Genomic DNA, 13,423 nt, shown 5'->3' with positions numbered 1-13,423 from the left:
TCCTAAGGTTGTACTTTCACAAGAACCAATTCATCGTGTTTAATCAACACCACGATGAATGCAATCACCGTCAACAAACAGAGCACAACGGTAATTTTCCCCAGTACGAGCGAAAACATCAGTTTTAAAACAAGATTAAATTTATTAGAACTTGCCATTACAAAGATGCCCATTGCTGCATTCAGCAAACCCAGGGAACTCATCCATAAAACAAGTTTCCGACTTAAGTAATACTTAGCATGTTCGTTTTCATTGCGTTCAATCATGCGAATTACAAGCATTGATACAAATAACAAGACACTGAGAATTATCCAAACCAAGGGCGTTCCCTGATCAAACATACTAACCATTTGACCAAAGCTATGATTGCTGAGCATAACCACAATCAAACTCACTACGGAAAGTCCCGTTAATAAAGAAGCAAAAAACCGTGTACTAAATCCAGCTTGTGAATCTGCTTCCGATTGCTTTTCTTCTGCGATAGGTGGCTCAGGTTCGCTGATGACTGTGGTTTGCTGGGTAACATCACTTATTTCTGCATAATGATTGGCAACAGAGGCCACAACCCGAGCATATTTTTGCGGAGATAATTTGGGTTTAATATCACGACGCACGCGCGCCAACGCATCATCCAAATCTACTACACCCGCTATATTAAGCCGTTCTAATTGATTATCATCGAGCACGATACTCCACCTCACTTTCTAAAACAATTCGAGTATCCTGTTTAAAAGCATGAACAGCACCAAGAATTAATCCAATAACTCCAATAACTCCCCATGCAATAATTCGATAAACGGAATGAGATGGTTTGACCGCATCAATCACTGCACTGATTTTAATTATTTTATTAACATTAACAAGCGTCATAAAGAAAAAAACAACACCAATTAAACTGTAAACACGATTTATATAGCCGCGTTTTTCAGCCATTGCCACATAATCCCAAAGCATTAATAAACCAACGATTACCGAGACAACAAGCAAGATGCTTACCATTACTTTAATTTTCATCACATTCGCTGCTAAGAGATCCAGTTGTTCCATTGATTTAAAAATATTCCCAAATGTTACTTGAATTAAAACAAGCAACACGACCAGCCCAACCAAGAGTACCATTGGACCCCATTTAAACACCATATTTCCGAGATTTCCTTTTGTTTTAAGTCGATATTCTTCAATCATATTTTGCATACAATACCTCCTTGATGTTCTTTACACCTTCTATCTTAGCACAAAGCCGGAAAGCCCTTAATTTAACTGTCTTATTTTCATAGATAATTCATAAGAAAAAGGTGCAAAGCACCTTTAAATTTGATCGCGTCGTTGTGAAATAAATTGAATAAGATAAATAACTCCTACGATAACACCAATGCCACCCAAGGCTCCTAAAAACCACTGGTAGGTTTCAACACTGGGTTCCATTACCGCGAGGTAAATCAATAAGATTCCCAGAAGACAGTAAAGGCCACTGTTGAGCAGTAAACTCGAGGCAGCGATATCTTTCTGTTTTATTTGTGCTATCGGTACCGGTTTGCATTTTTTAAGAAATACAAAACGATATCGAAATTCTCCCAAGAGAGCAAATCCAAGTGATAAGCACGCACTGAATGATGTCGGAACATTAAAACTCACCAACAGTATTCCTAACATAATGGCAATCACATAGCGATTACGATAAAAAAGCATGGTTTTTTCTTGACCTTTAGGTACGGTATAAACTTTACGTGTCAAAAAATCAGTAAAAGTGTTCGTTGTTTCTGCTTTCATAGTTGACTCCTTTTCTTTATTGTACTGTACCATATCTCATAATCACTTGTCTTTTTTAACGAGGTTTTTGTATCTTTAACCAATTTGGTTGAGGTCCCTTCACCCCTTCCCTATAATGACATTGAACAACGATAGATAGGAGACATATATTTATGTTTAATAACAACGAACAAACTTGGAAAGATCTCAAAGCCTTTGATACGGCAAATGAAATCCACCAACAACCTCAAACGTGGGATAAAACGTACCACATTGTTTTGGAACGTCGTCAAGAAATCCAAGACTTTGTAAATCAAATCATCAATGAAAAAGAATACGATGTAATCTTTACCGGAGCAGGTACCAGTGAATTTGTCGGGAATGCCCTCGCCCCTGTACTCGTAAAAGAATTTAATTCAAATTTTAAATCCATTGCGACTACAGATATCGTCGCTACCCCTGCACTCTTTATCGACCCTGTAAAACCAACACTCCTTGTATCCTTTGGTCGTTCAGGGAATTCACCTGAATCTATTGCTGCAGTTGATGTGGTAAATGAAATAAATAAAGGTGCGAAACACTTAGTTATTACCTGTAACCACGAAGGAAAACTTGCATTGCGTGAAGATGAAAACATTTACTCAATCAAACTTCCAAAAGAAACAAACGATTTATCCTTTGCGATGACAAGTAGTTTCTCAAATATGTTCTTAGCTGCATTCCTTGCTTTCAATACCGACCATTTAGAAGCACTTTATCCATCCATTCAAGATATTATCCGTGTCGGTCAAGCATTCAACGAAGAAGGCTATAAAGTTGCGATGGAACTTGTCGAAAACTTTAAATTTGATCGTATTGTTTATCTTGGTGATGCCGATCAAAACGGTTTTGCTCAAGAGTCTGCATTAAAAATGCTTGAACTTACTGCAGGTGAAGTTGTAACAATGCATAACTCACCACTTGGTTTCCGTCATGGACCTAAATCAATCGTAAACAGCACCACACTTACTGTGGTCTATATGAAAGAAGATCCATATACACGCCAATATCAAAAAGATATTATTAAAGAAATGAGCCCACAACGTAATGGCAATCAAATCATGGTTGTGGATACTATGAATGATGATGAAATTCGTGCACTCGTTGATGTTTATGTCGTAATTAACTATAATGAAGCTACAAACAGAGATTTAGTTGGACTCAATATGGTTATGTATGCACAGGTACTTTCCCTTTACAAATCACTTGATTTAGCAAAATCGCCAGATAATCCATGGCCATCAGGACTTGTAAACCGTGTAGTACAAGGTGTTATTATTTATCCATATTCCCACGAGGAGGAAAAATAGATGATCGGTATTGTCGTAACAGGACACGGACGTTTTGCGGAAGGCTTAACGTCTGCTGTGGAATTAATCGCTGGAAAACAACCGCAATATGAGGCAGTGCTCTTTTTAGAAGAAAAAGGCCCCGATGCGTTGTCTGAAGACTTAAAAAATGCTATTGACCACGTTAACACTGGAGATGGTGTTCTCGTTTTCACAGATTTAAAAGGTGGAACACCTTTTAAAGAATCCGTCATGATTGCGACACAACATGAGAATGTTGAAGTTCTAACCGGAACGAACCTTTCCATGTTGCTTGAAGCCAGTCTAATGCGACTTGGTGAACCGCTACTCCATGATTTCGCCCTTTCCCTAAGTGAAACGGGTGCTTCACAAGTTGATCTCTTTGATATGGCTGATTTAGAACGTCATGAAGAGCTTGAAGATGGAGATGGCATCTAAAGAAACGAGGAAATGATATGAAACCCATACACGTAATTGTTTATACATGCGTTACGGTTGGTGTCTTGCTTGCCGTATTTGCCATAATTTATTATGTTAAAACTGCAAAATCAATCAAGGCTTCCCGCCAACGTATGGATGATTTACTTAAAGCTTTAAAACCAGGTGTTAACATCATGTTTGCCGGTGGATTGATGGGTGTTTTTGTAAGTAAAGATACTCAAAATTCTGTAGCGAAGGTTAAACTAAGTTCCGGACAGACAATCGAAATTGCGCTCTACAGTATTTCAAATATCATTGATTCAAAATAAAAAAATACCAGCTAATCATCGCTGGTATTTTTTTTATATAAAGACTGGGCATACTCACTGGGAGATAAACCAAACTGTTTTTTAAATTTTCTTGAAAAGTAATGAATTGAACTGAACCCTAATCGCATAGCAATCTCAGTAATTGGAAGGTTTTCTTCAAGAATCATCACTTGCGCCCGCATCATTTTAATATCATTGATATATTGCTTAGGTGGCATATCCATGTTCTTTTTAAATAGGACCTGCAAGCTGGATCGACTGATGGCAAAATGATTGCAGAGATCTTCAACCGAAATGGGTTCACAAATATTATTTAGGATATATTTATTAATCTCATTCACCAATTCATTTTCAAAGTTTGCTTGAATGGGATTGGAATTGATGTGTTGCGTATGATTTGGACTGTCGTATTGAATGACAAGAATCACTAATTCTTGAAGATAGGAAATCATGAGATCACGTGAATAGGGAACATCATATGTTTCGAGAATCGTAGAATGCTTAATAAAACTATTAAACAAACTATACATTTCTTGCGTGCATGTGAAGACTTTATTTTTAATATGGTCAATATCGTGCGTGTTGATGTTCATATCAAACATAATGGTCAAATACGAACACGACTTATCCCCTTCAATCCGCTGTTTATGAAATTGATTGGGAAAATAAATCATCATACTTTGGCTTTCAAGAATAAACTCTTGACCATCAATTTCGGTCACAAGTTCGCCCGTATCAACATAAGTCATTTCCCAATAGAAATGTGATTCTCCGGAAAATTGATAGTTCTTCCCTTTAACGCTATAGTAATATGAAAAAATATCCGTCACGTAAAATTTAGGCTGAATGGGGTGATAAACAACTTCATTTTTATTTTCTTGTTGATGAACTGCATAGATATCGTTTGATTGCACTGATTCTTCAATTACCGCACTTTGCGTTAAGGGAATAATGGTATAAGGGATATTGGGGTTCAGTCGAGCAATGCGATGAATGACAAACAACTCTGGATCTCCAGAAGGATCTAAAATAATTACGAGCGCAATGCCTTCCAAGACTTCCACTGTGACTTCAGCGGAAACAGATTTAAAGTATTTTGGGACCTTCCCTTCAACATAATAGCGATTGACTTTATAAGATGAAGGTTGATCTTGGACTTTACCGTATTTTAAAAATTGAGGACTTGTTGTTTTTAAATACATATTCTCTCCTTTAATGACATGCACCATCTATATTAATCATAGGACATTCTTGTTCTTATTGTGTGATAACCACAAGAGTATACACAAAAGTGCAAAACAAGTATAAAAATGTGCAAATATTAAATGTGACTAATACGGTACACTTAGAGTATAAGAGCGCTTACATCTCTTATGGCAGAAGGAGGAGAGTTGACATGCCTAATATTGTTTTAACCCGAATTGACAATCGATTAATTCACGGTCAGGTCGCAACACAGTGGTGTTCGGCTATCGGCGCAAACCTAATCTTGGTAGCAAACGATGAAGTTGCATCCAATAAGATGCGCCAAGGACTGATGGATATGGCGGCTCCAAGTTACGCAACAACGCGTTATTGGACCCTACAAAAAACAATCGATACAATTCATAAGGCTTCTGACAAACAAAAAATATTTATTGTTTGTGAAAGTCCATCTGATGTATTAACACTTGTGGAGGGTGGTGTTCCCATTAAGAAGGTAAATATCGGGAATATGCATATGTCAGAAGGAAAACGTCAAGTTGCCCAAGTTGTAGCAGTTGATGATAAAGATGTTGAAGCATTTAAGAGACTGAAGGAACTCGGCGTTGAGTTAGAGATCCGTAAAGTACCTACAGAGAGTGCCGATAATATCGACAAATTATTTCAATAATATATAGGAGGAAAGAATTATGAGTAATTTTACATTTATTCAGTATTTGCTCGTATTTATCGTTACGTTTATCGTAGCGATCGACCAATTCAGTTTCCTTGAATCACTCTACCAACCCATTGTTGTGGGACCGGTTATTGGAGCGATTTTAGGGGATATGAAGACCGGACTTGTTGTTGGGGGAACCTATCAACTTATTCAAATTGGTAGTATGCCTGTTGGTGGTGCACAACCACCTAATGCCGTTATTGGTGGTATTATGGCTACAATCTTTGCTGTTACAATGCCAAGTGTTGACCCAAGTGCTGCAGTCGGTATGGCTGTTCCTTTTGCACTATTAGGTCAATATGCTGTAACAACAGCATTTACATTGATGTCACCTCTAATGAAAAAAGCAGATGAAGCTGCCAAAGCCGCCAATCCAAAAGGTATTGAGCAGATTAACTACATCGGTATGGCATTGATTGGTTTACTCTTTGCAGTAATTATTATGGTTGGTATGAAACTTGGTGTATCCTTCAGTGGCGCAATTGTAAGTTGGTCATCCAATAACAGTTGGTTCATGGCCGGACTCGCTGCAGGTGGTAAGATGATGCGTTATGTCGGATTCGCAATTCTCATGAAGATTATGCTTTCTGGCGAACTTTGGGGATTTTTCTTCCTTGGTTTTGCATTCGCAACGATTATCAGCAAAGTACCTGGACTCCAAGGTTCAGCACTGCTTATTATTGCCATGATTGGTGCGGCAATCGCAATCTATGATTTCCAAACCAATACAAAACTACGTGACTTAACTTCAGGTGGAGGTGACGAAGATGGAATCTAATACATATAAAGACCTTAATCCAGCGCAACAATTGGACAAAAAAACATTAAACAAAATGGTCTGGCGTTCTCTCTTCTTGCAATCATCGTTCAACTACGAGCGTATGCAAGCAGGTGGATGGCTTTACGGAATTCTTCCTGGACTGGAAAAAATCCATACAAATAAAGATGATTTATCTGCTTCGATGCAACACAACCTTGAGTTCTTTAATACTCACCCATTCCTTGTTACCTTTGTAATGGGAATTGTGTTGTCCCTTGAACAACAAAAAGCAGATATTCCTACAATTCGTGCCGTACGTGTTGCGGCAATGGGACCTCTTGGCGGAATTGGGGATGCCCTCTTCTGGTTAACACTTGTGCCCATTACAGCAGGACTAACTGCTAATATGGCCATCAATGGAAGCTTGATGGGACCTATACTCTTCTTACTCATCTTTAACATCGCACAATTCGCAGTACGTTACTTCTTAATGCATAAATCTTATGAATTGGGTACCAATGCCGTATCACTCTTCACAGATAACGCAAAAGAATTTACACGTGCAGCAAGTATCCTTGGTGTCTTCATTGTTGGGGCGCTTGTATCGAACTACGGTGCAACATCCCTCCGTATCACCATTGATCAAGGTGGTGGAGCCTTCATTAACTTCCAAGAAGTTCTTGATGGTATCTTACCTCAATTAATTCCTTTAATTATCACATTGATGCTCTTTGTTCTTGTTAAAAAGCACAATTGGACGCCTACAAAATGTATAGGATTACTTCTCGTAATCGGTCTTGTAGGTACTGCATTTGGTATTTGGGCCGAAGATTCCGGAGCACTTGATGCTAATGGAAACCCAATCGAAGGTGGCTATACTCCGATTGTTGAATGGTACAAACTTCCTGCTTCTAGCGATGCAGAATAAGCAATGATAAAGAGGTGCTTCGGCATCTCTTTTTTTGTGTTCGTTTTGTGTTGTTTGTGAAGTATATGTGGAATATGTAGATTTCATATCATCGATACGTTTTTTTATGACACTTTTAAGTTACGCATTCTTTGTAAAGTTATAATGAACTCACAAAAGAATGGAGTGAAATAATATGAAAAATACAATAAGAAAATTAAGCATGGGAATCTTAACCGCACTTGTTTTTACAGCTTCACTAACCAGTGTCCAAGCTGCTTCCACAACCGTAGTGGAAGATGTAGTGGTAAATCAAAAGTTTGCGAACGCATCCGGGCGTGTCGATTCTGATTTCTTTTTCTACCAAGTAAATATTATTAATAACGGAAAAAATAATGAACGTCATGACGGTTTTGATTTTAACGTTAATTTTTATCTCAAACCATCAATCGAGGGACGTCATTTGAAATATGTAACCAATGCGATTGATCATGTGTATTATAAAAAAGATTGGTACGGTGGCGGTCGTAAAGCTGCGACAGCTATGGTTTGGGATAATGAAGAAGGACAATGGAAGGTTCCAAACCCTTGGGTGGATATTGATGGGAATCCACTGGATACTGTGACTCCCGGAAACCCGAATGGTATTCGTCTTAAAATGACGGATGGTGGCAAAAACGCACTGGAATTACGTCCTAAAGCAGATACACCGATTCCTGAAGTTGGCCTCTCAGGTCCCTTTAATTCATTAGTAAATAATGGATGGAACATGACTGAAATATCAACAAATAGCCGTGAAAACAATGTTTTAGCTTATGATCTTTATAATGCGGAAACAAGCAAAGTTAATAACGGTAAAATTATTGAAATCAGTCAAGAAAAAGATGAATCGCTATGGCCTCATTCACATGGTGCATGGCACTACTTTAGTTTTGGTAATTACATTTATTATGAAATTGATAACGATGCAACCATTTCGTATGAACCCGTTGTTATAAACGATACATACGATCTCGGAGAAACCGTATCCCTTAAAACCGATGCAAGTATCGATGCTCCGGTAAGCTTCAAACTCACCTATCAATGGCAAATCAGTGAAGACAACGAAACGTTCGTAGATCTTGAAGGTGAAACAGCAGATGCCTTGTCCTTTGCAGCACAGAAAGCAAATGATGGCGCCTATTATCGTGTTGTTATTGGTGTTGAACGCTCAAACACCGAAGTAGTATCCAACGCTGTAAAATTAAATATTAATAAAAATCTTGTCACATATGAAACACAACTTAGTGATGTGGAAAATCCAGATGCTTTCTATACATACAAAGATGAAACATTAGGAACACTCCCTACATTGACACATCCTCTTCATCAATTCTTAGGATGGTTTTATGATCAAGACGCTACCAAACCTGCTCAAGCCAGTGATGTTGTTACAGCGGATACACCTCTGTATGCATCATGGGATTTGGTAGAGGATGATGAACTTTATGTGGACCAAGAAATCAGTTATAAAGTGGGTACAGTAAGTGATGAAGCGGCCTTCCTTACTCAAATACATGCTCATGTACGCCATCGCAATGCACGAATGATGATTGGTGGTGTCGATATTGATTCAGATATGGAAACAGCAGTCGACTTCAATGCGGTGGGTGACTATGATGTAACAGTCGGTGTCACGGATAAAGTACATCATACCGCTCAAGATAAACATGTAATGGTTCATATTATCAATGATGAGCCTAAGGAGCAACCTAACACAACATTACCTGAAGTTGAACAACCAGTAGACCAAAAACCTTTAATCAAACCACAAGTAAAACCCGAATTAAAACCAATCCTTCCTGAAACACCACTCGTTACAAATCCGAATAGCGAAGAAGAAGGCGAACGGGTTGAAAATGGTAATGTCACCACTGAGGTCAATACAAAATTTGTAATTAATGACGACTCAGGCTTAATTGATAGCGAAGATGTTCCTTATCCTACGCAACTGCCTAATACCGGTGTAAGTTCTAATTCAAATGCTTTATTGGGACTTGGAATTACGATTGTAGGCTTTGCCCTCTTGATTTACTTCAACCGAAAAGAAAAATAAGCATTAAAAAAACCCGTTCTCATCAGAGCGGGTTTTGTTTTTTTATGCTTCTAATTCATCAACATGCGTTGCATATTGATAATCTTCTAAATAAAGTTTGATATAGTCTTTGATTAAAGCATCCGCATTGTTTTCAATGATTCCATCTTTAATTCGACGATATTGATAAGGCATGTATTGCGAAATCAAGGTCATTGGAATATCAACTGCATTTAAGTTCGCAACTAATTGTGCAATTGCTTCTTGTACGGAAGGTACTGGTAAGTAGTAACGTGCACGATCACTATAGCTGTATTTACGTTTAATGAATAATTCTTTCTCTGTACCATGGTAATGTTTTTGCCAGTTGCCAGGTTTATCCAGCATTGCTGTTTCAAGCACATCCACAAAGTTTGAAGGATTTTCACAGATTTGATTTTCAATGTGAGCAAGTGAGAATAATGCTTCACGATATGCAAATGTTAATGCAGGTCCAACTTTTAAGATTGTAATGCCATCTTCAACCATTTCACGTAAGTGTGTTGGTGTTTGATAGTCCGTTGAATGTCCTTCAAATACAAAGGAATCAAATTCACGTTTTAATGTATCTGTCAGTTCTTTTGCATTTTCACGATTGTATTGGAATAAATCCGCATCACCAAATTCAACACCTGGTTGCACAACAATACCAATCACAGAGTCGAACACTTTTTCAACGCCTGCTGCTTTAAAAGTTTCTTGGAATACGCGGTATGTTTCTTTAAATGCTTCTGGAGATGTTACTGCAAGTGTATCTTCTTCCTCTTGAGCACCACCTGGAATTGGAACTTCACTCCCAATGATGAAGGCTGGGAATACGGCTTCAGGATCTTCTTTTAAAAGATCATCATAAGCTTCTAAACAAACCTTAGCCATCATCGCTGAACGACGTGCAATGGTTTCATTGGATAACATTTCTGTTGTACTGTCATCTGCAACACGCATGGATGTGTCCAAATGGATCTTTGTAAAGCCAGCACGAACATAAGCATAGACTAAGTCACATGCATTTTTCATCGCTTCATCTTCATTGAGGTCAGTCCAAGTTAAAGGTCCTAAGTGATCACCACCAAGAATGATGCGTGATTTATCGTAACCTACTTTATCTGATAACTCATATACAAAGGCTTTGAAATCAGCGGGTTGCATCCCCGTATAACCACCAAATTGGTTAACTTGGTTTGCGGTTGCTTCAATAACAACTGAAGAATTCTTTTCTTTTGCGAACTCTAAAGTAGCTTCAAGTACAGGTCCGCTTGCTGTACATGCAGAATAAACACCCACAGGGCGTTTGTTATTAAGTAAAAATAATGGATTTTTTTTCATCTTTGTCACCTCTCGACTATAGATTATCATGTTCATACTTTGAGTGATTTAGTTTAATAAACAATTCAGTTGTACTTTTCGATTTACACCTAAAAAATGCAAACGATGGGGCAAAATAAAAAAAACGGCATAAGCCGTTTTAGTGCGTTTCTTTAACCTTAGAAGGTTTATCAATAAAGTTTAGGAAGGCATTCAGTACAATCCCTACAATCGCCGCTAAACTCATACCGGTTAACGATGTTTGTGCTGTAATTTGTACACTTGCTCCGCCCAATCCAATGACGAGCATGGAAGCTACAACCACTAAATTTTTCATGTTGGATAAATCAGTTCGGTCTTTAATCAGAACTTTAATACCATTTGATGCAATCAAACCGTAGAGCACAATGGTCATCCCACCAATTACTGCCCATGGGATACTTGTGATAAATGCTTGTACCCAACCTAAGAATCCAAGCATAATTGCGAAGATGGCTGCAAGGCCTGTTACATAAACAGATCCAACTCCGGTCATTGCGATAACCCCGGTATTTTCACCATAAGTTGTATTTGCAGGTCCACCAATTGCGGCAGATACAAAGGTTGCAAGACCATCCCCAAGAATGGTTCGATTTAAACCTGGATTTTCAAGATAATCTTCACCCGTAATTTCTCCTAAAACAACGTGGTCTCCAATATGCTCAGCAATCGTTACAAGTGCTAAGGGTGCAAAGGCTGCTACGGCCGTAAAATCGAGTTTATAAGTTCCCAGGAATTGAAATTTCGGCATTTGGAAAAAACTATAGCCTTGAAATACTGTACTTAAATCTACAAGTCCTAAAGCAACTGATGTGAAGTATCCCACAAAAATAGCAACTAAGAATGGCACAACTTTAATAAATCCTTTTCCTTTAATGGAAACAAGGACAACACTCATAAAGGTTACAAATGCAACCAAGGGCACTTTCCAAGCAGCACCTTGAACACCTATATACTTTCCTTGTTCTAATAGAACATCAATACCCATTAATCCCGCTTCTTTAACAGCTGTAGGTGCAAGGGATAATCCAATAATCACAATCATTGGCCCTACCACTACTGGCGGTAAAAGTTTTTTAATCCAACCGCTTCCGGTGAAGGTAATCACAATGGACACGATTAAGTAGATTAAACCAACAACCATGAGGCCGGTATAGGCACTCGCGGCACCTCCAGTTGAAGCGATTGCTGCCGCAACACTTCCGATATATGCAAAGGAACTTCCCAAATAAATTGGAACTTTTGCACCTGTACATATAATATAAATTAATGTTCCAATTCCACTTGCGACAAGCGCAACCCCAACATCAAGACCCGTTAAAAACGGTACAAGAATTGTTGCTCCAAACATCGCAAAGACATGTTGCAAGCTTAAGATGATCCACTTGCCTGTTGAACTGGGTTTCTCATGAACCCCTACTGTAAGATTATGACTCATTCGTAAAACCTCTTCTTTCTCCCGTATGGTCTTTTATACAAAAGGACACCCGAAGGTGTCCTTTAAGTTTAAATAAGGTAAAAAGCAGCTTTATGCATCATAATACAAAAGTTGACTGCGTACCTTGTTGTGCTCTCTGTCACAACTTAAAGGACTCATACTATTGGCATTATAGCACAGATAATCATTAGAAGACAAGCACGAATTATGGGTTAATGTTGGAAAGTGAGAATCGAATTAGAAACAGATTTAATTTGATTGCAAACAACATGAATCGATTGAGAAAAGAAAGCCACAAGTCTACACAAACAAAAATTGAACTGTCTTAGTTATTGATTTTGATGTTGAGATTGCAAGCCCCTTTGAATTATAAAAATCAGGTATTACACTGAATTTAACCATAAAAAAAAGACTGCCTACCCGATCATCCTGTGCAGGTACGCAGTCTTTTTTAATCCTTTTAATTAGCTATGTTCTTCACGAATATTAATAATTTGACCGAGCGCGAAGGTGACAGTTACAACCATAATGACATTCATCACCACCAAAATAATTTCTGAAATTTGAGGAATGCCCAACGTTAGAATGAATAGAATCATGCACATAATAATGATGTAACTCATAAATCCCGATGTTTTATTAATATTGATGTTATTTCGATTAAACATAAATGTGAGCATTACTGACCCACAAAAAGACGATGATAATAGCATATACGGTGTTTTAAAACTGACATCGATAACACTCGGTCCAAAAACCGAGAATGCATAAGCTAAGACCGTAACTGAAAAACAGCCTAAAAATGAATTTGAGTGAAAGGTATCATCAAGACTTCGTAACGCCCCTAATAACACCACAAATGCAAGCGTTGGACGAAAACGATGAAATACAATCCCCATAAGAATAATGAAACCAAAGGTAAAAAGATTGGACATCACCACCTCTAAAGCAAAACGCATGCGATCACAATCATCTTCTTCAATATATCCAAATTTATAGAAATTATGACTTAATTTCACTGATAATTTTTTCATACGGTACCTCTTCTACGTATTATATGAAAAAAAGATACACGATAAACATGAAACGGTTT

At 38.0% G+C, this 13,423-nt stretch carries 14 protein-coding genes; 7 read left to right on the top strand and 7 right to left on the bottom strand.

Going from position 1 to position 13,423, the window contains the following annotated elements; genetic code table 11:
* Positions 1 to 2 precede the first annotated feature (2 nt).
* The 3 genes from B096_RS0107010 to B096_RS0107000 form a co-directional block, all read right to left on the bottom strand.
* Positions 3 to 686 carry a hypothetical protein gene (locus B096_RS0107010; RefSeq protein WP_018580037.1) on the bottom strand — a complete coding sequence of 228 codons (684 nt, stop codon included), beginning with the start codon at positions 684 to 686 and terminating at the stop codon, positions 3 to 5.
* The gene (locus B096_RS0107005) at positions 676 to 1,194 is read right to left on the bottom strand and encodes a hypothetical protein (RefSeq protein WP_018580036.1); all 519 of its coding nucleotides are present in this window, start codon (positions 1,192 to 1,194) and stop codon (positions 676 to 678) included. The genes B096_RS0107010 and B096_RS0107005 overlap by 11 nt, the downstream gene beginning before the upstream one ends.
* 114 nt (positions 1,195 to 1,308) lie before the next feature.
* Positions 1,309 to 1,770 carry a hypothetical protein gene (locus B096_RS0107000; RefSeq protein ID WP_018580035.1) on the bottom strand — a complete coding sequence of 154 codons (462 nt, stop codon included), beginning with the start codon at positions 1,768 to 1,770 and terminating at the stop codon, positions 1,309 to 1,311.
* A 152-nt stretch (positions 1,771 to 1,922) separates the two neighbouring features.
* Here B096_RS0107000 and B096_RS0106995 point away from each other — a divergent pair, with 152 nt between their 5' ends.
* From B096_RS0106995 to B096_RS0106985, 3 genes are read left to right on the top strand one after another with little or no spacing between them, the layout of a single operon-like run.
* On the top strand, positions 1,923 to 3,098 hold the full coding sequence (locus tag B096_RS0106995) for an SIS domain-containing protein (protein WP_018580034.1): 1,176 nt from the start codon (positions 1,923 to 1,925) through the stop codon (positions 3,096 to 3,098).
* Entirely contained in the window at positions 3,099 to 3,536 is a 438-nt protein-coding gene (agaF, locus tag B096_RS0106990; protein WP_018580033.1) for a PTS galactosamine/N-acetylgalactosamine transporter subunit IIA, read from the top strand.
* A gap of 17 nt (positions 3,537 to 3,553) precedes the next feature.
* Positions 3,554 to 3,847, top strand: coding sequence for a preprotein translocase subunit YajC (locus B096_RS0106985; RefSeq protein WP_018580032.1), 294 nt, complete (start codon positions 3,554 to 3,556; stop codon positions 3,845 to 3,847).
* Between the two features lie 11 nt (positions 3,848 to 3,858).
* Here B096_RS0106985 and B096_RS0106980 read toward each other — a convergent pair whose 3' ends face one another.
* Positions 3,859 to 5,049 (bottom strand): AraC family transcriptional regulator, encoded by a 1,191-nt coding sequence (locus tag B096_RS0106980; RefSeq protein WP_018580031.1) that lies wholly within the window; start codon positions 5,047 to 5,049, stop codon positions 3,859 to 3,861.
* Positions 5,050 to 5,243: 194 nt separating this feature from the next.
* Between B096_RS0106980 and agaV the strand changes: the two genes are divergently transcribed.
* The 4 genes from agaV to B096_RS0106960 all read left to right on the top strand — a co-directional run bounded on the left by agaV (position 5,244) and on the right by B096_RS0106960 (position 9,530).
* Complete coding sequence (agaV, locus tag B096_RS0106975) at positions 5,244 to 5,720, top strand: PTS N-acetylgalactosamine transporter subunit IIB (protein ID WP_018580030.1); 477 nt, start codon at positions 5,244 to 5,246, stop codon at positions 5,718 to 5,720.
* 19 nt (positions 5,721 to 5,739) lie between these two features.
* Positions 5,740 to 6,546 carry a PTS mannose/fructose/sorbose/N-acetylgalactosamine transporter subunit IIC gene (locus B096_RS0106970; protein ID WP_018580029.1) on the top strand — a complete coding sequence of 269 codons (807 nt, stop codon included), beginning with the start codon at positions 5,740 to 5,742 and terminating at the stop codon, positions 6,544 to 6,546.
* Positions 6,536 to 7,456 carry a PTS system mannose/fructose/sorbose family transporter subunit IID gene (locus B096_RS0106965; RefSeq protein WP_018580028.1) on the top strand — a complete coding sequence of 307 codons (921 nt, stop codon included), beginning with the start codon at positions 6,536 to 6,538 and terminating at the stop codon, positions 7,454 to 7,456. The genes B096_RS0106970 and B096_RS0106965 overlap by 11 nt, the downstream gene beginning before the upstream one ends.
* 175 nt (positions 7,457 to 7,631) lie before the next feature.
* Positions 7,632 to 9,530, top strand: coding sequence for an LPXTG cell wall anchor domain-containing protein (locus B096_RS0106960; protein WP_018580027.1), 1,899 nt, complete (start codon positions 7,632 to 7,634; stop codon positions 9,528 to 9,530).
* A 42-nt stretch (positions 9,531 to 9,572) separates the two neighbouring features.
* Here the strand turns inward: B096_RS0106960 and B096_RS0106955 are convergent, their stop codons facing one another.
* The 3 genes from B096_RS0106955 to B096_RS0106945 all read right to left on the bottom strand — a co-directional run bounded on the left by B096_RS0106955 (position 9,573) and on the right by B096_RS0106945 (position 13,364).
* Positions 9,573 to 10,874 carry a class II D-tagatose-bisphosphate aldolase, non-catalytic subunit gene (locus tag B096_RS0106955; protein ID WP_018580026.1) on the bottom strand — a complete coding sequence of 434 codons (1,302 nt, stop codon included), beginning with the start codon at positions 10,872 to 10,874 and terminating at the stop codon, positions 9,573 to 9,575.
* Between the two features lie 139 nt (positions 10,875 to 11,013).
* A complete protein-coding gene (locus B096_RS0106950; RefSeq protein WP_018580025.1) occupies positions 11,014 to 12,330 on the bottom strand; it encodes a uracil-xanthine permease family protein in 1,317 nt (438 codons plus the stop codon).
* Between the two features lie 464 nt (positions 12,331 to 12,794).
* Positions 12,795 to 13,364, bottom strand: a complete 570-nt coding sequence (locus tag B096_RS0106945) for an accessory gene regulator B family protein (protein WP_018580024.1) — start codon at positions 13,362 to 13,364, stop codon at positions 12,795 to 12,797.
* Positions 13,365 to 13,423: the final 59 nt, after the last annotated feature.

It is taken from the genome of Erysipelothrix tonsillarum DSM 14972, from assembly GCF_000373785.1.
Classification (GTDB): Bacteria; Bacillota_I; Bacilli_A; order Erysipelotrichales; family Erysipelotrichaceae; genus Erysipelothrix; species Erysipelothrix tonsillarum.
This window is presented reverse-complemented; position numbering and strand designations above follow the sequence as displayed.